Here is a 19075-nt window from a genome sequence, read left to right on the forward strand (position 1 = left end):
CAGGTTCGTGAACCCCAACGGGAGGAACCCGCCATGCGTATCGGAGTGCTCACAGGAGGGGGCGACTGCCCCGGGCTCAACGCCGTGATCAGGGCTGTCGTACGTAAGGGGGTGAGCGTCTACGGCCACGAGTTCGTGGGCTTCCGCGACGGCTGGCGCGGCCCCCTGGAGGGCGACACCATGCCGCTCGACATCCAGGCCGTCCGCGGCATCCTCCCGCGTGGCGGCACCATCCTGGGCTCCTCCCGGACCAACCCCATCAAGATCGAGGGCGGCGTCGACCGCATCAAGGAGAACCTGGCCGCCGGCGGCGTGGACGCGCTGATCGCCATCGGCGGCGAGGACACCCTGGGCGTCGCCAGGCAGCTCTACGAACGCCAGGTCAACGTCGTGGGCGTGCCCAAGACCATCGACAACGACCTGTCCGGCACCGACTACACCTTCGGCTTCGACACGGCCGTCAACATCGCCACCGAGGCCATCGACCGCCTCCACACCACGGCCGAGTCCCACCACCGGGCGCTCATCTGCGAGGTCATGGGCCGCCACGCGGGCTGGATCGCGCTGCACGCGGGCATGGCGGGCGGGGCCAACGTCATCCTCATCCCCGAGAAGCCGTTCGACATCGACCGCGTCTGCGAATACGTCGAATCCCGCTTCCGCACCCGCTACTCGCCGATCATCGTCGTCGCCGAGGGCGCCCATCCGCTGGAGGGGCAGATGGCGCTGCAGGCGAGCGAGCTGGACGCGTTCGGGCACGTACGCCTCGGCGGCATCGGCGAGACGCTGGCCAAGGAGATCGAGAAGCGCACCGGCAAGGAGGCCCGCACCACGGTCCTCGGCCACATCCAGCGCGGCGGCACGCCGACGGCCTACGACCGGGTGCTCGCCACCAGGTTCGGGCTGCAGGCGATCGACGCGGCCCACGAGGGCGACTACGGCAAGATGGTCGCGCTGCGCGGCACCGACATCGTGAGGGTGGGCCTCGACGAGGCGACGTCCGAGCTGAAGACGGTGCCGGTGGAACGTTACGCCGAGGCCGAGGTCTTCTTCGGCTAGCTGCAAGCCGCCTGCAAGCGCCGGCCGTACCTTTGGGTCCAGCGGGGTTTCCGCTACAACCCGCTCAAGGGTACGGCTTGCGCCGCGGAGAGTCGGCGGCCCACCACGTGTCGCAGGCCGTACCCCCACCTATAGATCACCTGCGGGGCGTGCCGAACAGGTCGACCTCCGGCGCGCCCCCCTCCCCGAGCCCGCGCAGCCGCTCGCGGAGCTCCGCCTCGCCGCGCAGCTCCTTCTCCGACGGCGACAGGATGAGCGCGAGCAGCAGCCCCACGGTCACCAGGCTGAGGCAGACGATCAGCGGCAGCAGGAAGTCGATGCCGCGCGCGCCCGGCGGCGTCGCCATCTCCGTGTGTTCGTGCACCGACAGGGCGAACATGCCCGTGTAGTGCATGCCGGAGACCGCCACGCCCATCACCAGCGCCGCCGCGCCGACCTTCAGCGCGCCGCTGACCCGCAGCGTGAACCACAGGGCCGCCGTGGCCGCCCCGATCGCGACGAGCACCGACAGCGCCACGACGACGGGGTCGTAGGAGAGGTGGGCGGACAGGTTCATAGCGGACATGCCGAGGTAGTGCATGCCGGCGACGCCGAGCCCGGTCAGCAGGCCGCCGCCGAGCAGGTAGGGCAGCCGCTCACCGCGGTGGGAGGCGAGGAACAGCCCGAGCCCCACGACGACGACGGCGAGCACCGCGGAGGCGGCCGTGCGCGGCACGTCGTAGCGGATGACCGTGCCGCTCACGGAGAAGCCCATCATGGCGATGAAGTGCATGGTCCAGATGCCTGTGCCGCCGATGGCGAGCGCGGCGCCGAGCAGCCAGTAGTTCGCCTCGCGCCCGCCCATGAGCCGCGCCCGCGAGGTGAGCATGAGGCCGAGCATGCTGCCGGCGGTGGAGATGAGGTACGCCATGACAGGCGTCAGCGGCCCGAAGGAGAAATGGTCAATCGGCGACATGACTCACCAGTCCCTTACGCAGAGATAAGGGAGTATCCACAGCGAGTCGTCAGGGCGCAACCACCTGTTGCCAAACTGTGCCTATGAGACGTGAGGGACTCTCGGCTCCTGCGGCATCGGCGGGCGCGGGCGGGCCAGGCGCTCCTGCCGGGCCGTACGCCGGCGCAGCTCCAGCTTGGCCACGAGCTCGGCGTCCTCGTGCAGCTCCTCCTGGGACGGCGACAGCAGCACCATGAGCAGCATGGTGAGCGTGATCAGGCTGATCACGGTCATGAGCGGGACGAGGAAGTCGAGGGCGTCGGCCCCCGTCGCCGGGGCGGGCCGCCCGTCGGCGGGCGCGTGCACGGTGACGCGCATGGCGGCCATGCCGGTGTAGTGCATCCCGGACACCGCGAGGCCCATGACGAGGGCGGCGGCGGTGATCCAGACCGGCTTCTTGACCCGCAGCGTGAACCAGAGCGCCGCCGTCGCCGCGACCACGGCGATCGCCACCGAGAGCACCACGGTGGGGCGGTCGTAGGAGACGTGGGCGGACATGTTCATGGCGTACATGCCGAGGTAGTGCATGGAGGCCACGCCGAGGCCCGTGAGCAGGCCGCCGCCGAGCAGCGCGGGGAGCCGGCCCCGGCCGTAGGAGACGAGGAACAGGCCGGTGCCGACGACCACGATCGCCACGAGCGCCGACGCCACGGTGAGCGGGACGTCGTAGGTGATCCTGGTGCCGTCCACGGCGAAGCCCATCATCGCGACGAAGTGCATCACCCAGATGCCGGTGCCGCCGATGGAGACGGCCGCGCCGAGCAGCCAGCGGGTCCGCGCGCCGCCGCGCGAGGCGTGCGCCTGGGCGGTGAGCCGCAGTCCCAGCATCGACCCGAGGCAGGACATCACGTACGCGAGCGCCGGCGTGAGCGGACCGTGGGTGAAGTGGTTCACGGCAGAGGTCATGGGGCGGAGGTCCTCGGGGGTTAGGGGTCACCGAATTCTTCCATCCCGGATATCCCTTACGCATGGATACTTGAACTATCTGTCAAATGTCCTGTCGGAAACGGCGCAGGCCGCACGCGGACTAAACTCGATGGGTCACGGCGTTGCGATGAAGGCCGTCCCATCCCTGTTCCCCGGAGGTTCCACCATGACGATGTCCGCCCTGGGCGAGCCGTGCGTACTGCTCAAGCTGGGCGAGATCGTCCTGAAGGGCAAGAACCGCGAGCTGTTCGAGCGCCGCCTGATCGCCAACATCCGGCACGCGCTGGAGGGCAGCACCGACCTCAAGACCGACGTGCGCAAGCGGCACGGCGTGATCGCGATCTTCCTGCCCGAGGGCACGACCGTCGAGCAGGCCGAGGTCGTCGCGCAGCGCGTCGCCGAGGTGCCCGGACTGGTCTGGATCCACCGGGCCTGGCGGGTCGCCAAGGACCCCGAGGCCGTCCTCAAGGCCGGCCTGGAGCTGGTCGGCGAGAGCGAGGAGGCCAAGCGCGGCGCCCGCTTCGCGGTCCGCTCGCGCCGCCGCGACAAGCGCTTCCCCCTGCGCTCCAACGAGCTCGACCGCCTGGTCGGCGGCGCCATCAACGACGAGTACGGCCTCCCCGTCGACCTGCGCAACCCCGAGCTGACCCTGCACATCGAGGTCGACAGGGACGAGGTGTTCGTCTTCACCGGCGGCATCCCCGGCCAGGGCGGCCTGCCCGTCGGCAGCAGCGGCCGGGCGCTGGCCCTCATGTCGGGCGGCATCGACTCCCCGGTGGCCGCCTACCGCATGATGCGGCGCGGCCTCCACGTCGACTTCCTGCACTTCTCCGGCATCCCGTTCACCACCTCCGAGTCGATCTACAAGGCGTACGCGCTGGTGCGCAAGCTCGACCGCTTCCAGGGCCGCTCGCGGCTCTGGGTGGTGCCCTTCGGCAAGGCGCAGCAGTCGATCCGCACCTCCGGCCAGGACCGGCTGGCGGTCATCGCGCAGCGGCGGCTCATGCTCAAGACCGCCGAGGAGGTCGCCCACCGCATCAAGGCGGCCGCGCTGGTCACCGGCGACGCGCTCGGGCAGGTCTCCTCGCAGACCCTGACCAACATCACCGCCCAGGACAACGCGGTCGAGCTGCCGATCCTGCGCCCGCTCGTCGGCTGGGACAAGACCGAGATCATGGCCGAGGCCCGGCGCATCGGCACGCTGGAGATCTCCGAGCTGCCCGACGAGGACTGCTGCTCCCTGCTGGCCCCCAAGCGGGCCGAGACCCGCGCCAAGATCGAGGACCTCAAGCAGATCGAGCGGCGGCTGGACGCCGAGGAGCTCTGCGTCCAGCTCGCCGACTCGATCCAGGAATACACCCTCTGAGACGAGGGGGCCGAGACCGGGGGCGGCGCTCGGAGCGCCGGCGCCGCCCCGGTCCTCAGAGCGCCAGCGCGGCCGCCGCCGACTTGCCGAGCAGCGGCGGCAGGTCCGTCATGACCTGGGCCAGCTCGCCCAGGTCGTCCTCCACCAGCGCCTGCGGGCCGTCGCAGAGCGCCTGCTCGGGGTGCGGATGCACGTCGATGATCACGCCGTCGGCGCCCGCCGCCAGGGCCGCCCGGGTCAGCGGCAGCACCAGGTCGCGCCGGCCGCCCGAGTGCGACGGGTCCACGATCACCGGCAGGTGCGACAGCCGCTGCGCCACCGGCACCGCCGCGATGTCGAGCGTGTTGCGGGTCGCCTGCTCGAAGGTGCGGATGCCGCGCTCGCACAGCACGATGTCGAGGTTGCCGCGCTGGGCGACGTACTCGGCGGCCATCAGCCACTCCTCGATGGTGGCGCTCATGCCGCGCTTCAGCATCACCGGCCGGCCGGCCGCGCCGACCGCCTGCAGCAGCGCGAAGTTCTGCATGTTGCGGGTGCCGACCTGCAGCATGTCCGCGTACGCGGCCACCAGCTCCACGTCCCGGGCGTCCACCACCTCGGTCACGATCGGCAGCCCGGTCTCCTCGCGCACGTCCGCCAGGATGCGCAGGCCCGCCTCGCCCAGCCCCTGGAAGGCGTACGGCGAGGTGCGCGGCTTGAACGCCCCGCCGCGCAGCAGCCGCGCCCCGGCCGCCTGCGCCATCCGGGCCGCGTCCAGCGTCTGCTGGTGGGTCTCCACGGCGCACGGTCCCGCGATGAGCGTCACGGTGCCGGGGCCGATCGGCACGCCGCCCACATGGACCGTCGAGCGTTCGGGATGGTTCTCCCGGCTCACCAGTTTGTACGGCGCGGAGATCCGCATCACGTCGCGCACCCCGGGCATGCCGCGCAGGCTCGCCCCGTCGAGCTGGGCCACGTCGCCGACCAGGCCGACGATCGTGCGCCGTACGCCCTTGCTGACGAACGCCTCCACGCCGGCCGCCTGCACGAGGCCCACGATCGCCTCGACGTCGCCGGACGTGGCCTCGGGCCCCATGACGATCACCATCTGAACACTCTCCTTGTCGTCCCCGGAAAACACGAAAGGCCCCGGGTCCTGTCGGACCCGGGGCCTTTCGTTCGCCTGTCTGCTAGCGCAGCGTCAGATGGCGAACGGACTCGGGTCCGTCGCCATACCAAAACAGGAACGCGTTGCGCATAGGCCCGCATCCTATCGCACGAGACCCGGCCGCGAGCCGCGCGCGGACCGGTGGCAGGATGTGCGTCAGACGCGAGTCAGGTGAGGGGAGAGATCGTGGAGGAGTCGCGCCTGCCACCAGGCCAGTACGTCCCGCGAGGCCGACCCGTCATCCACTACGGCAGGGTGCCGCAGTTCAAGCCGGAGACCTGGGACTTCAAGGTGTTCGGCGCCACCGCCTCGGGCGAGGAGCACCGTTTCACCTGGGGCGAGTTCGAGTCCCTGCCCCGCGTGACGCGCGTGGCCGACTTCCACTGCGTGACCAAGTTCTCGCTCATGGCCAACGAGTGGCGCGGCGTCACCCCGGCGACCCTCATGGCGGCCGCCCCGCCCGACCCTGGCGTCAGCCACGTCATGATCTGGGCCGAGTACGGCTACAGCGCCAACCTGCGGATGTCCGACTTCGCGGCCCCCGACACGCTGTTCGCGATGGAGCTGGACGAGAAGCCGCTCAGCGCCGAGCGCGGCCACCCGGTCCGCATCGTGGTGCCGCACCTGTACGCCTGGAAGAGCGTCAAGTGGGTGCGCGCCGTCGAATACCTCCTGGAGGACCGGCGCGGCTTCTGGGAGGAGCGCGGCTACCACAACGTCGCCGACCCCTGGCGCGAGCAGCGCTACTCCTACCAGGAAGAACCCGGCGAAGGGCCTCCCTGACACCCGTGCTCAAGCGGACACGGCGGGTGCGCCCGGCGTCACCTGGGTGTAGCTGAATCAGCACGCTCCGTTGGCGTGTCGCTTGTGACCTTCGCGTTCATGCGGCAGCGTGGCCGCCATGCTGAGAGTGCTGGCCGTGGACGACGAGGTCCCCGCCCTGGAGGAGCTGGCCTACCTGCTGCGCCAGGACGACCGGATCGAGCACGTCTCGACCGCGGCCGACGGCGTCACGGCGCTGCAGGACATGGTGCAGATGATCGGCGGCGGCGAGCGGCTCGACGCCGTGTTCCTCGACATCGGCATGCCGGGGCTCAACGGGCTCGACCTGGCCCGGCTGGTCGGCGGCTTCCCGAGCCCGCCACGGCTGGTCTTCGTCACCGCCCACGAGGAGTGCGCGGTGCAGGCGTTCGAGCTGGAGGCGGTCGACTACCTGCTCAAGCCGGTCCGGGCCGAGCGGCTGTCGGAGGCCGTGCGCCGGCTGGAGGCCGCCGCGGCGCCCGCGCCCGTGCCGGTCCAGGACGACGTCATCCCGGTCGAGCTGGGCGGGCGCACCCGGTTCGTGCCGCAGCAGGCCGTGCGCTACGCCGAGGCCAAGGGCGACTACGTGCGGCTGCACACCGTGGACGGCAGCTACCTCGTCCGCATGTCGCTGGCCGCGCTGGAGCGGCGCTGGTCGCAGGCCGGGTTCCTGCGCATCCACCGCAGCACGCTGGTGTCGGCGCGGCACGTCAGCGAGCTGCGCTTCGAGGGCGGGCGGGTGGTCCTCACCGTCGGCGGCGAGCAGCTCCCGGTGAGCCGCCGGCACAGCCGCCAGGTGCGCGAGCAGCTCGTCCGCCAGCACCGGGGCGTGATCTCGTAAGGGCGTGAAACGGGGTGCGGGCACTCCCGCCCCGGCGCCGCTCACGGGGCGGGGCCGTCCGCGCCGGTGGTAATGATTTCCCTGGTCACATGCCCTCGGGCGGCAGGGCGGACGGGCCGGATGAGAAGGCGGACGCGGGCGCCGGGCCACCGGGCACGCCCCTGATCGGCCGCTCGTCGTTCCGAGGTGACCGCTCGTCGTCAACCCACTCTCCGTACAGCGCTGACTACGGACCGTTCGACGCGCTGGTCGGCAACGGGGTTTCGCTCCCAAGATCGCATCCGTAGTGTCATGGCATCGGAAGCCACTCCGGCGCATCGGGGGGACGAGCCGGGGGGGCTCACCGCAGGTCTGATGCGCCGGACTCACCGGCGGCCCTCGCCGGCCGCCGCGGCGGCCGGGCCCTTGACCGGGGGGTGGGGCCCGCCACGCCGGACCGTGAAGGGGCGCCCGCCGAGGCCGGTTCGCCGGCCCCGCGATCCGGCCACGGGGGCGGTCGGATCGCGCGCGCGGGCGCCCCAGCGTCACAAGATCCCGCCCTGGGCGGGGCTCAGTGGGCGTCGCGCAGTTTCTTCAGCAGAGCGATGTCCTCGGCGTGCTTGGGCGCCTTGCCGGGCGTCTCGATGCAGATGGGCACGCCCGCCACCGCCGGATGCCGCATGATCTCCGCGAACGGCTCCGCGCCGATGTGCCCCGCCCCGATGTTCTCGTGCCGGTCCTTCTTCGCCCCGCACACGTCCTTGGAGTCGTTGGCGTGGATCAGCTTGAGCCGGCCCGGCGCGATGCGGTGCAGCGCGTCGAACGTCTCGGCCACCCCGCCCGGCGCGGCCAGGTCGTGGCCGGCGGCGAAGGCGTGGCAGGTGTCGAGGCAGACGCAGGCGCGCGGATGCCACTCCAGCGCCGCGAGGTAGGGCTCCAGGTCCTGGACGGTCGCGCACAGCATGGCGCCCTGCCCGGCCATCGGTTCGAGCAGCAGGTCGGGCCCGCCGTCGGGGATCTCGTCGAGCAGCGGCAGCAGGTGCTCGCGGAGCTGGCGCATGGCGTCGTCGCGCGGCTGCGTCACCGCCGAGCCCGTGTGCACCACGACACCCTTCGCGCCGGTCTCGACGCCGCGCCGCAGCGCGTGCCGGACCACGCCGACCGAGCTGGCGAGCGTGTCGGCGTTGGGCGAGCCGAAGTTGACGAGGTAGGGCACGTGGATGAAGGCCGTGACCCCCGACTCGGCCAGCTTGGCGTCCTGGTCGGGCTTGCCGTCGTTGAGCGCCCAGCCGCGCGGGTTGGTGACGAACACCTGGATCATCTCGGCGCCGATCTCGGCCATGTACTTCAGGCCGCCGGTCGCCAGGCCGCCGGTCACGGACACGTGTCCGCCGATCAGGGATGTTGGGCTCATGATGCCCTCAGTTTAGGCGCACCCCGCGCCGCCCGGAGCCGCCGCCACCTGCGCGAACCCCCGTGCCGGCAGTGAGCGTGTTGGAGCATGACACGAAAAGCGGGCCGCCCCAGGGGCGGGAGTTGGGAGTTCTCGCGGATGGACCGGGCACGAAGGGCCTGTGTGTACTTCTCACATGCCCGCAACGCTCAGCGCGCTCGCCGCGTTCAACGCCGCCCCGGCGGGACAGGCCGAGGAGGAGCTGCGCGCCTGCTGCGCCTCCACCGCCTTCGCCGCGCGGGTGGCGGCGGGCCGGCCGTACGGTGACCTCGCCGCCCTGCTGGCCGCGGCCGAGGCGGCGGCCGGCGCGCTGGCCTGGCCGGACGTGCTGGAGGCGCTGGCCGCCCACCCGAGGATCGGGGAGCGGCCGGTCGGCGCGGGCCGGGAGGCGGCCTGGTCGCGGCAGGAGCAGTCCGGCGTCGGCGACGACCTGCGCGCCGCGCTCGCCGAGGGCAACCGGGCCTACGAGGCCCGCTTCGGGCACGTCTACCTGGTGTGCGCCACCGGCCTCGGCGGGGCCGAGCTGCTGGCGCGGCTGCGCGAGCGGCTGGGCAACGACGAGGAGCGCGAGCGCGCGGCCGTACGCGGCGAGCTGGCGAAGATCACCCGGTTGCGGCTGGTCAAGCTGATGGGAGGAGGGGAGTGAGCTTCTCGACGCACGTGCTCGACGCGGTCGCCGGGCGGCCGGCCGCCGGGGTGCGGGTGCGCCTGGAGGACGCCGGCGGGCGCGTCCTGGCCGAGGGCCGCACCGACGGCGACGGCCGGATCAAGGGGTGGGACACCGCGGGCGCGGGCGTGCACCGCGTCGTCTTCGACACCGGCGGCTACCTCGCCGAGACCTTCTATCCCGAGGTGGTCATCGCCTTCACCGTCACCGACCCCGCGCAGCACCACCACGTGCCGCTGCTGCTCAGCCCCTACGCCTACTCCACCTACCGAGGAAGCTGATGACCGTCAAGCTCGGCCCCAACCGCTACGGCAAGGCGGGCGTCAGGCTCGTCCGGGTGGTCCGCGAGGGCCCCGTCCACCACCTCAAGGACCTCAACGTCTCCACCGCGCTCTCCGGCGACATGGAGGCCGTGCACCTGACCGGCGACAACGCCGCCGTGCTGCCCACCGACAGCCAGAAGAACACCGTGCACGCCTTCGCCAGGAAGCACGGCGTCGGCGAGATCGAGGAGTTCGCGCTGCTGCTGGCCCGGCACTTCGTCGGCGCGGGGCGGGCCGTCCACCACGCGCGGGTGGAGATCGAGGAGTACGCCTGGCGCCGCGGCGGCCCGCACTCGTTCGTCCGCGACGGCGGCGAGGTGCGCACCTGCGTCGTCCACCACGACCGCGACGGCCGCACCACGGTGGTGTCGGGACTCAAGGACCTGGTGCTGCTCAACACCACCGGCTCGGAGTTCCACGGGTTCGCCGTGGACGAGTACACCACCCTGCAGCCCACCACCGACCGCATCCTGGCCACGGCCGTCACGGCCCGCTGGCGGCACAGCGGGGAGAGCGCCGACCACGCGGCCTCGTACGAGCGGGCCCGCGGCTGCCTGCTGGAGGCGTTCGCCGGCACCCACAGCCTGTCGCTCCAGCAGACCCTGTACGCCATGGGCGAGCGCGTCCTGACCTCCTGTCCCGAGCTGTGCGAGGTGCGGCTCGCCCTGCCCAACAGGCACCACTTCCTGGTGGACCTGTCGCCGTTCGGCCTGGACAACGACAACGAGGTCTACCACGCGGCCGACCGGCCGTACGGGCTCATCGAGGGCGGCGTGCTCCGCGAGGACGCGCCCGACGCCGGATTCGCCTGGGAGTAGCCACGATGGACTTCTTGCGGCCCACGACGTGGGCGGAGGCGCTGGCCGCCAAGGCGGACCAGCCGGAGGCGGTGCCCCTCCAGGGCGGCACCGACGTCATGGTGGAGATCAACTTCGCGGTGCGCAGGCCGCCCGCGCTGCTCGACCTCACGCGGGTGGCCGAGCTGCGGGAGTGGTCCGTGGCCGGCGGCGAGTGCCGGATCGGGGCCGGGGTGCCGTACCGGGTGATCGTCGAGGAGCTTTGCGGCGTCGTGCCGGGGCTGGCGCAGGCGGCGCGTACGGTCGGCTCGCCGCAGATCCGCAACCGCGGCACGGTGGGCGGCAACCTCGGCGCGGCCTCGCCCGCGGGCGACAGCCATCCGCCCCTGCTGGCCGCCGGGGCGGTGATCGAGGTGGAGTCGCGGGACGGGGGCGTGCGGACGATCCCCGCCGCGCGGTTCTACCTCGGCGTCAAGCGCAGCGCCCTGCGGCCGGACGAGCTGATCAGGGCCGTACGCGTGCCGAGCGCGCCCGGCCCTCAGTACTTCTCCAAGGTCGGCACGCGCAACGCCATGGTGATCGCGGTGTGCTCGTTCGCGATCGCGCTCGACCCCGCGCGGCGGCGGGTGGGCACCGGCATCGGCTCGGCCGCCCCCACGCCGCGCCGGGCCGAGGAGGCCGAGGAGCTGATGGCCCGCGAGCTCGACTGGGACGCGCCCGTGCTCGACCCGGCGCTGGTCGAGCGGTTCGGGCGGCTGTGCGCGGGGGCGGCCGCGCCGATCGACGACGTACGCGGCACCGCCGCCTACCGTCTGCGCGCCCTCGACGTCATGGCCCGCCGCACGCTGACCTGGGCCTGGAACGACCACCGAGGAAGGAGGGCGGCCTGATGCGCGTCACGTTCACCGTCAACGGCCGCGAGGAGAGCGCCGACGGCGTGTGGGAGGGCGAGAGCCTGCTGTACGTGCTGCGCGAGCGGCTCGGCCTCCCCGGCTCCAAGAACGCCTGCGAGCAGGGCGAGTGCGGCTCGTGCACCGTCTACCTGGACGGCGAGCCGGTCTGCTCCTGCCTGGTCGCCGCCGGGCAGGCCGAGGGCCGGCGGGTGCGCACCGTGGAGGGCCTGGCCGAGGGGGACAGGCTCGACCCGGTGCAGGAGGCGTTCGTCGAGTGCGGGGCCGTGCAGTGCGGCTTCTGCACGCCCGGGCTGCTCGTGCAGGCGCACGACCTGCTGGAACGCCTGCCTGACCCGTCCGACGCGGAGATCCGCGAGGCGCTGGCGGGCAACCTGTGCCGGTGCACCGGCTACGAGAAGATCCTCGACGCGGTGCGCCTGGCCGCCACCAGGAAAAGGGCCGCCGGATGAGCCTGATCATCGAGAACGTGCACCTCGCGCCGGTCGCCGGCCCCGAGATCGCCGCGGGCTGGCTGAGGATCGAGGGCGACAGGATCGCCGGGCTGGGCCCAGGCCCCGCCCCCGACGCGCCCGGCGCGGAACGCCTCGACGGCACCGGCTGCCTGGCCACCCCCGGGCTGGTCAACACCCACCACCACCTCTACCAGTGGGCCTCCCAGGGGCTCGCGCAGGACGCCACCCTGTTCGAGTGGCTGGTGGCGCTCTACCGCGTGTGGGCCGCCATGGACGCCGAGATCGTCAGGGGCGCCTCGGCGGCCGGGCTCGGCTGGCTGGCGCTGTCCGGCTGCACCACCTCCAGCGACCACCACTACCTGTTCCCGAAGGGGCGGGGCGACCTGTTCGCGGCCGGGATCGAGGCGGCGCGCGAGGTCGGGCTCCGCTTCCATCCGGCCCGCGGCTCCATGGACAGGGGAGAGTCGCGCGGCGGGCTGCCGCCGGACGAGGTGGTCGAGGACCTGGACGAGATCCTCGCCGCCACCGCCGAGGCCGTCGACGCCTACCACGACCCGTCGCCCTCCTCGATGCTGCGGGTGGCGGTGGCGCCGTGCTCGCCGTTCTCGGCGAGCGGCGAGCTGATGACGCAGTCGGCCGCCCTGGCGCGGGACATGGGCGTACGCCTGCACACCCATCTCGCCGAGACCGTGGACGAGGACGAGCACTGCCTGGAGCAGTTCGGCCTGCGGCCCGTGGACTACATGGACAAGCTGGGCTGGCTCGGTCCCGACGTGTGGCTCGCCCACACGGTGCACCTCAGCGACGCCGACATCGCCAAGCTCGCCATCACCGGCACCGGCGCCGCCCACTGCCCGTCCTCCAACGGCCGGCTCGGGGCCGGCATCGCCCGCGTCTCGGAGATGCTGCGGCGCGGCGTGAACGTGGGCCTCGGCGTGGACGGCGCCGCCTCCTCCGAGCTGACGCCGCTGGCCGGCGAGATGCGCCAGGCCCTGCTGTTCCAGCGGGCCCGCTACGGCCCCCGGGCGCTGACCGCCCGCCAGGCACTGGAGCTGGCCACCCTGGGCGGGGCGCGCAACCTCGGCCGCGAGGGCGAGCTGGGCACGCTGGAGCCCGGCAAGCTCGCCGACGTCGCCCTGTGGCGGGTGGACGGGCCGTACGCGGCGGCCGTCGCCGACCCGGTCTGCGCGCTGGTGTTCGGGCCCGCGCTGCCGCTCGTCCGGCTGCTGGTCGGGGGACGTACGGTGGTCGCGGACGGCGAGCTCAGGACCGCCCCCCAGGACGCGCTCGGGCGGGCCGGGGCCGAGGCGGGGCGCAGGCTGCTCGAACGGGCCGGAGGCGCGGCATGACCGTTAAGGTGTGGATGTCCTGATCGAACATCCCCCCGGAAGGCGGCCCCGTGACGGCGGAACTCCCCGAACAGCGGCTGGCGCGGCTCAAGAGCACCTTCGCCGCGATCGACACCGACGGCGACGGCTACATCAGCGAGAGCGAGCTGAAGCAGCACTTTCCCGACCTGCCGGCCGAGGCGCTGGGCGCGCTGAGCCAGAGCGCCGACTCCGACCAGGACGGCCGCTACTCCCTGGAGGAGTTCATCCGTACCGTCTCCTGACGCAGGCCCGCCACGCCCGTGATGCCAGGATGATGAGGCACGCCCTCCTGCCCGCTCGCACCGGGCAGGAAGGCGTGTGCGGCCATTGTTCATCATCATGTGGGAGTTGGTAGTGGTTCAGCATGTTCTGGTGGCTCCGGACAAGTTCAAGGGGTCGCTGACGGCGGCGGAAGTGGCGGCGCGGGTGACGGCGGGGCTCGGCGTGCCCACGGTGGAGCTGCCGGTGGCCGACGGCGGCGACGGCACCGTGGACGCCGCCGTGGCCTGCGGGTTCGAACGCGTCACGATCGAGGTCACCGGGCCGACGGGTGAGCGCGTCACGGCCTCCTACGCCTGGCACCCCGGCGACGCCACGGCCGTGGTCGAGCTGGCCGAGGCGTCCGGGCTGCGCCGGCTCCCGGCCGGGCCAGAGCCTTTGACCGCCACCAGCCACGGCACCGGCGAGCTGGTCGCGCACGCGGTACGGCACGGCGCCCGGCGCGTGGTCCTCGGGCTCGGCGGCAGCGCGTGCACCGACGGCGGCGCGGGATTGGCGCAGGCGCTCGGCGCCCGCCTGCTGGACGCCGAGGGCCGCGAGCTGCCCAGGGGCGGGGCGGCGCTGCGCACGCTGGACCGCATCGACCTTTCCGGCTTCCCCGACCTGTCGGGGGTCTCGTTCGTGGTCGCGAGCGATGTGGACAACCCGCTGCTCGGCCCGCACGGCGCCGCCGCCGTGTACGGCCCCCAGAAGGGCGCCACGCCCGACGACGTCAAGGTCCTGGAGTCGGGGCTGACCCGGCTGGCCGCCGTGGCGACCCGTACGCATGGTCTGATGGGCGCGGTCGAGCACGACGACATCGTCCGGGCCATGGGCGTGGCCGGCGCGCCGGGGGCGGGCGCGGCCGGCGGCGTCGGCTTCGCGGCGCTGGCGTTCCTGCACGCCGAGATCCGCCCCGGCATCGACTACCTGCTCGGGCTGCTCGGCTTCGGCGAACACGCCGCCGGCGCCCGGCTGGTGATCACCGGTGAGGGCTCGCTCGACGAGCAGTCGCTGCGCGGCAAGGCCCCCATCGGGGTCGCGCAGGCCGCGGCCAGGGCCGGCGTGCCCGTCGTCGCCGTCTGCGGGCGGCGTACGCTCTCCGACGCCGAGCTCAAGGCGGCCGGCATCGAGGCCGCCTACGCCCTCACCGACCTGGAGCCCGACCCGGAGCGCTGCATGGCGGAGGCCGGCCCCCTGCTGGAGCGCCTGGCCGCCGGGATCGCCGCCGACCGCCGCCTCGCGGAGGGGACGCCATGACGCCGTTCGACCTCGTGGTGCGCTCCCGCAGGACCGTCACGCCGGAGGGGGAGCGGCCCGCCGCGGTGGCCGTGCGGGGGGAGCGGATCGAGGCCCTGCACCCCTACGACGCCCCGCTCGACGCCGCAGAGGACGTCGACCTGCGCGACCTCGCGCTGCTGCCCGGCCTGGTGGACACGCACGTGCACGTGAACGAGCCGGGCCGCACCCACTGGGAGGGGTTCGACTCGGCGACCAGGGCGGCGGCCGCGGGCGGCGTCACGACGATCGTCGACATGCCGCTCAACGCGCTGCCGCCCACGGTCGACGTGGCCGCGCTGGAGGCCAAGCTGGCCGCCGCGCGCGGGCGGTGCCACGTGGACGTCGGGTTCTGGGGCGGGGCGGTGCCGGGCAACGTCAAGGAGCTGGGCCCGCTGCACGAGCGCGGCGTGCTCGGCTTCAAGTGCTTCATGTCGCCGTCGGGGGTGCCGGAGTTCCCGCCGCTCGCGGGCGGCGACCTGCGGCGGGCGCTGGAGGAGGTGGCCGGGTTCGGCGGGCTCATGGTGGTGCACGCCGAGGACCCGGCGCTGCTGGCGGAGCCGGGCGGGCCGACGTACCCCGAGTTCCTGGCCTCGCGGCCGGAGGCGGCCGAGCGCGCCGCCGTCCGCCGGCTCGTGGAGCTGGCCAGGGAGACCGGCGCGCGGGTGCACGTCCTGCACGTCTCCGCCGCCGCCTGCCTGGACGTGCTGGCGGCGGCCCGCGCCGACGGCCTGCCGGTCACCGCGGAGACCTGCCCGCACTACCTGACGCTGGAGGCCGAACGGGTGCCCGAGGGCGCGACGGCGTTCAAGTGCTGCCCGCCGATCCGCTCGGCGGCCAACCGCGACCTGCTGTGGCGAGGGCTGGCCGAGGGCACGCTGAGCTGCGTGGTGTCGGACCACTCGCCGTCCACGGCCGACCTCAAGGTGCCCGACTTCGCCGCGGCCTGGGGCGGGATCGCCTCGCTGCAGCTCGGCCTGTCCGCCGTGTGGACCGAGGCGGCCCGCCGGGGGCACCGGCTCGCCGACGTGGCGCGCTGGATGGCCGCCGCCCCGGCCGCGCTGGCCGGGATCCCCGGCAAGGGCGCGATCGCGCCGGGCAACGACGCCGACCTCGTCGCCTTCGACCCGGCCGCCGCACTCGCCGTGGACGCCGCCCGCCTGCACCACAAGAACCCCGTCACCCCCTACCACGGGCAGGTGCTCAAGGGCGCGGTGCTGACCACCTGGCTCCGCGGCCGGCCCGTGGACGGCGAGCCGCACGGGAAACTCCTCCTGAGAGGAAGCACGGGATGACCCGCTTCACCGCCCTGCCCGACCTCGCCCTGCGCACCCTCGGCGGGGCGGTCGTGGCCGCCAGCGACGAGTCCTTCGCCGAGAAGGAGAGCCTGATCCGGCCGGGACGGCCCGGCTTCCGCCCCGAGACCTTCGGGCCCAAGGGCCAGGTGTACGACGGCTGGGAGACCCGGCGCCGGCGCGAGCCCGGCCACGACTGGGCGCTGGTCCGGCTCGGCGTGCCGGGGGCGATCCGCGGCGTGGTGATCGACACCGCCTGGTTCAAGGGCAACTACCCGCCGTACGCGACCGTCGAGGCCGCCCGCGTCGAGGGCCACCCGTCGCCCGCCGAGCTGCTGGCCGCCCCGTGGACGGAGATCGTGCCGCGGGCCGCGCTGAAGGGCGACGCCGAGCACCACTTCGAGGTCGCGGGCGGCTTCCACGCCACCCACGTACGGCTCGGCATCTTCCCTGACGGCGGCGTCGCCCGGCTGCGCGTGCACGGCGAACCCCGACCCGACCTGTCGGTGTACGACGGCCTCGGCCTCGACCTGGCCGCCCTCGCCAACGGCGGCGTCGTCACCGCCTGCTCCGACGACTTCTACTCGGCCCCCCACAACGTCATCGCCCCCGGCCTGGCCCGCCACCAGGCGGAGGGCTGGGAGACCGCACGGCGGCGGGACGGTGGCAACGACTGGCTGACCATCCGGCTGGCCGGGCGCGGCGTGCTCAGGCTGGCCGAGATCGACACCACGAACCTGCTCTTCAACGCCCCCGCCGCGGTCACGCTCACCGGTTTCGACGGGGAGCCCGGCGCGGCCGCGCCCGTGGAGCTGCTGCCGCGCACCCGCCTGCAGCCGGACACCCCGCACCGCTTCCGCCTGGCCGCGGCCGCGCCGGTCACCCACGTGCGGGTGGACATCCACCCGGACGGCGGCCTGGCGCGGGTCCGCCTCCACGGACACCTGACGCCCTGACCCGGCGTCCGGGGGTCGGTCCGGGGGTCAGTCCGGGGGTCACTGCCAGAGGTGGACGGTGGCTCCGGCCGGGCGCTCGCTGTTGGGGAGCGGGCGCTGGAACTGCACCACGCCGCGGTTGCCGAGCCGGTGGACCTGCACCTTGAAGCCCTGCGCCTCCAGGTCGCGGCGGGCGTCGTTGACGTTCTTGCCGATCACCTGAGGGACGATGGCGAGCTGCTGGTCGTCGCGGGCCTGGGTGTCGCCCTGGCCGAACCACTGCCAGAAGTCGGTCTGGCAGCGCGCCACCGTGACCATGACCTGCGCGCCCCCGTCGACCTCGGACTTGGCCTTCGGCACCTGGGCGATGACGGTGCACGGCTCGGCGTCGTCGTCCACCTCCTGGACCTGCACCTGGAAGCCCTGCTGGCCGAGGTAGGCGGCGGCCTCGTCCTTCGGCATGCCGCCGACGTCGGGCATCAGCAGGCCGGCGCTGACGAAGATGTCGACCCGCGCGCCCTCCTTGACCTTCTCGCCCACCTGCGGCGAGGAGCGGATCACCTTGTCGCGCTCGACCTCCGTGTTGGGCAGGCGCTTCACCGAGCCCGGGGTGAGCCCTTCCTTGGCGAGCGCGGCGCGGGCGTCGTTGCCGGTCATGCCGGTGACGTTGGGCACGACCACGCGCTTGGGGCCGAGCGAGGGCGTCAGCGTGATCGTGCTGCCCTGCTCGACCTCGGTGCCGGCGACCGGCTCGGTGGCCAGCACCAGGCCCTCGGCGGTCTTCTCCGAGTACTGGCCGGGAGCCTTCTGGACCTTGAAGCCGCCGTTGACCGCGCTCTGCTCGGCCAGCAGCATGTTCCTGCCGACCAGGCTGGGCACCTTGACGTAGTCGGGCTGGGCGAAGAACCACCCGGTCAGCGCGATGGCGGCGACCATGACGACGGCCAGCGCCACCAGGAACCAGTTGGGCCGGAACCCGCGCCGCCGCGCCGGCTCGGGCACCTCGACGCGCGGCTGGATGAGCGTGTGCGCGGGGGCGTCCTGCGGCATCGACGGGGCCGCGTGCACGGCGGTGCGGTCGTTGGGCTGGGACGGCGGCTGCGGGCGGAACTGCGCCCCGGACCCGGCCATCGGGCCGGACAGCGCTCCAGGAACCGCACCCGACACCGCACCCGACATCGCCCCCGACACCGCGCCGGACGCCGCGCCCGACACCGCCCCCGAGCCCGTCATCGCCCCCGAGCCGGGGAACGGCACCGGCCCGGAGCCCGGCCCCGGCCCGTACGGCTGCCCCTGCGGCGTCGGCGGGAGCGTGGTGCGCGGCAGCATGCGGTGCGCGTCGACCGCCGCCACCAGCAGGGCCGTGGCGTCCTTCGGCCGGTCGTGCGGCTCGCGCGCGGTCGCCTGCGCCACCAGCGTGTCGATCAGCGGCGGCACGTCGGGCACCAGCGCGGAAGGCGGCGGCACCGTGTCGTGGACGTGCCGGTAGGCGATCGACATCGGCGTCTCGCCGTCGTAGGGCTGCTGCCCGGTCACCAGCTCGTACAGCATGATGCCGGCCGCGTAGACGTCGCTGCGCACGTCGGCCGCGCCGGTGAGCACCTGCTCGGGCGCCATGTAGCCGATGGTGCCGATCATCACGCCGGTGCGCGTCTGATTGGTCGCCTCGATGGCCTTGGCCAGGCCGAAGTCCACGACCTTGACCCGCCCGTCGTCGGTCATCAGGACGTTCTCGGGCTTCACGTCGCGGTGCACCATGCCGGCCTGGTGGGCCGCGCCCAGGGCGGCCAGCACCGGGATCAGGATCTCCAGCGCCTCGCGGGCGGGCAGCCGGCCGCGCTCGCGCAGGACGTCGCGGAGCGTGCGGCCCGGCACGTACTCCATCGACAGGTAGACGACGTCGTTGTCGGTGCCCTGGTCGAAGACGTGCACGACGTTGGGATGGGAGAGACTGGCCACCGACTTCGCCTCGCCGATGAACCTCCTGACGAACGCCGGGTCCTCGGCGAGCGAGCGGTGCATGACCTTCAGCGCGACGGTCCGGTCCAGCCGGACGTCGAGCGCCAGGTAGACGGTCGCCATACCGCCCCGGGCGATCCGGCTCTCGATGCGATAGCGTCCATCGAGGAGCCGCCCGACCAGAGGGTCCGCAGTCGTCGTATCCACCCCGCTGAGTTTACGGGCGTTTTGGCACCGGCAGGGCCCGGCCGCCCGAAACC

General features: G+C 73.3%; 19 protein-coding genes. 14 read left to right on the top strand and 5 right to left on the bottom strand.

All coding sequences use genetic code 11. The features are described from left to right. The first annotated feature begins 33 nt into the window (after positions 1 to 33). Complete coding sequence (locus ABD292_RS34195) at positions 34 to 1059, top strand: 6-phosphofructokinase (RefSeq protein ID WP_329580691.1); 1026 nt, start codon at positions 34 to 36, stop codon at positions 1057 to 1059. A gap of 136 nt (positions 1060 to 1195) precedes the next feature. Here ABD292_RS34195 and ABD292_RS34200 read toward each other — a convergent pair whose 3' ends face one another. Together ABD292_RS34200 and ABD292_RS34205 are read right to left on the bottom strand one after the other, a co-directional pair. Next, positions 1196 to 2014, bottom strand: coding sequence for an MHYT domain-containing protein (locus tag ABD292_RS34200; protein ID WP_344214715.1), 819 nt, complete (start codon positions 2012 to 2014; stop codon positions 1196 to 1198). An 81-nt stretch (positions 2015 to 2095) separates the two neighbouring features. Then, positions 2096 to 2959: an MHYT domain-containing protein gene (locus ABD292_RS34205; protein ID WP_344214717.1), complete on the bottom strand. Its 864-nt coding sequence runs from the start codon at positions 2957 to 2959 to the stop codon at positions 2096 to 2098. A 187-nt stretch (positions 2960 to 3146) separates the two neighbouring features. Between ABD292_RS34205 and thiI the strand changes: the two genes are divergently transcribed. Beyond that, positions 3147 to 4346 carry a tRNA uracil 4-sulfurtransferase ThiI gene (gene thiI / locus ABD292_RS34210; RefSeq protein ID WP_344214719.1) on the top strand — a complete coding sequence of 400 codons (1200 nt, stop codon included), beginning with the start codon at positions 3147 to 3149 and terminating at the stop codon, positions 4344 to 4346. A gap of 55 nt (positions 4347 to 4401) precedes the next feature. On the opposite strand, the gene aroF is transcribed toward thiI, so the two are convergent. Further along, the gene (aroF, locus tag ABD292_RS34215) at positions 4402 to 5433 is read right to left on the bottom strand and encodes a 3-deoxy-7-phosphoheptulonate synthase (protein ID WP_344214721.1); all 1032 of its coding nucleotides are present in this window, start codon (positions 5431 to 5433) and stop codon (positions 4402 to 4404) included. A 246-nt stretch (positions 5434 to 5679) separates the two neighbouring features. On the opposite strand from aroF, the gene ABD292_RS34220 reads away from it, so the two are divergent. Further along, on the top strand, positions 5680 to 6276 hold the full coding sequence (locus ABD292_RS34220) for a molybdopterin-dependent oxidoreductase (RefSeq protein WP_344214723.1): 597 nt from the start codon (positions 5680 to 5682) through the stop codon (positions 6274 to 6276). A gap of 118 nt (positions 6277 to 6394) precedes the next feature. After that, positions 6395 to 7135, top strand: a complete 741-nt coding sequence (locus ABD292_RS34225; RefSeq protein WP_344214725.1) for a LytR/AlgR family response regulator transcription factor — start codon at positions 6395 to 6397, stop codon at positions 7133 to 7135. 550 nt (positions 7136 to 7685) lie between these two features. On the opposite strand, the gene ABD292_RS34230 is transcribed toward ABD292_RS34225, so the two are convergent. Beyond that, positions 7686 to 8528, bottom strand: a complete 843-nt coding sequence (locus ABD292_RS34230; RefSeq protein ID WP_344214726.1) for a deoxyribonuclease IV — start codon at positions 8526 to 8528, stop codon at positions 7686 to 7688. A 175-nt stretch (positions 8529 to 8703) separates the two neighbouring features. Between ABD292_RS34230 and uraD the strand changes: the two genes are divergently transcribed. From uraD to alc, 10 genes are all read left to right on the top strand, one after another. Next, positions 8704 to 9213, top strand: a complete 510-nt coding sequence (gene uraD / locus ABD292_RS34235) for a 2-oxo-4-hydroxy-4-carboxy-5-ureidoimidazoline decarboxylase (protein WP_344214727.1) — start codon at positions 8704 to 8706, stop codon at positions 9211 to 9213. After that, entirely contained in the window at positions 9210 to 9515 is a 306-nt protein-coding gene (gene uraH / locus ABD292_RS34240) for a hydroxyisourate hydrolase (RefSeq protein WP_344214729.1), read from the top strand. The genes uraD and uraH overlap by 4 nt, the downstream gene beginning before the upstream one ends. Continuing rightward, positions 9515 to 10375 (top strand): factor-independent urate hydroxylase, encoded by an 861-nt coding sequence (pucL, locus tag ABD292_RS34245; protein WP_344214731.1) that lies wholly within the window; start codon positions 9515 to 9517, stop codon positions 10373 to 10375. Before uraH ends, pucL begins: the two co-directional genes overlap by 1 nt. A 5-nt stretch (positions 10376 to 10380) precedes the next feature. After that, on the top strand, positions 10381 to 11244 hold the full coding sequence (locus tag ABD292_RS34250) for an FAD binding domain-containing protein (RefSeq protein WP_344214733.1): 864 nt from the start codon (positions 10381 to 10383) through the stop codon (positions 11242 to 11244). Next, the gene (locus tag ABD292_RS34255; RefSeq protein WP_344214735.1) at positions 11244 to 11717 is read left to right on the top strand and encodes a (2Fe-2S)-binding protein; all 474 of its coding nucleotides are present in this window, start codon (positions 11244 to 11246) and stop codon (positions 11715 to 11717) included. Before ABD292_RS34250 ends, ABD292_RS34255 begins: the two co-directional genes overlap by 1 nt. Continuing rightward, complete coding sequence (locus ABD292_RS34260; RefSeq protein WP_344214737.1) at positions 11714 to 13069, top strand: 8-oxoguanine deaminase; 1356 nt, start codon at positions 11714 to 11716, stop codon at positions 13067 to 13069. The genes ABD292_RS34255 and ABD292_RS34260 overlap by 4 nt, the downstream gene beginning before the upstream one ends. Before the next feature lie 50 nt (positions 13070 to 13119). Further along, the gene (locus ABD292_RS34265) at positions 13120 to 13332 is read left to right on the top strand and encodes an EF-hand domain-containing protein (protein WP_329580652.1); all 213 of its coding nucleotides are present in this window, start codon (positions 13120 to 13122) and stop codon (positions 13330 to 13332) included. Between the two features lie 130 nt (positions 13333 to 13462). Next, on the top strand, positions 13463 to 14608 hold the full coding sequence (locus ABD292_RS34270; protein WP_344214738.1) for a glycerate kinase: 1146 nt from the start codon (positions 13463 to 13465) through the stop codon (positions 14606 to 14608). Continuing rightward, the gene (gene allB / locus ABD292_RS34275; protein WP_344214739.1) at positions 14605 to 15921 is read left to right on the top strand and encodes an allantoinase AllB; all 1317 of its coding nucleotides are present in this window, start codon (positions 14605 to 14607) and stop codon (positions 15919 to 15921) included. The genes ABD292_RS34270 and allB overlap by 4 nt, the downstream gene beginning before the upstream one ends. Next, the gene (gene alc, locus ABD292_RS34280; protein WP_344214740.1) at positions 15918 to 16877 is read left to right on the top strand and encodes an allantoicase; all 960 of its coding nucleotides are present in this window, start codon (positions 15918 to 15920) and stop codon (positions 16875 to 16877) included. Before allB ends, alc begins: the two co-directional genes overlap by 4 nt. Positions 16878 to 16916: 39 nt before the next feature. Here the strand turns inward: alc and ABD292_RS34285 are convergent, their stop codons facing one another. Continuing rightward, positions 16917 to 19022, bottom strand: a complete 2106-nt coding sequence (locus ABD292_RS34285; protein ID WP_344214741.1) for a Stk1 family PASTA domain-containing Ser/Thr kinase — start codon at positions 19020 to 19022, stop codon at positions 16917 to 16919. Between the last annotated feature and the right edge of the window lie 53 nt (positions 19023 to 19075).

Origin of the sequence: Nonomuraea bangladeshensis (assembly GCF_039529455.1) — a bacterium.
Lineage (GTDB): Bacteria > Actinomycetota > Actinomycetes > Streptosporangiales > Streptosporangiaceae > Nonomuraea > Nonomuraea bangladeshensis.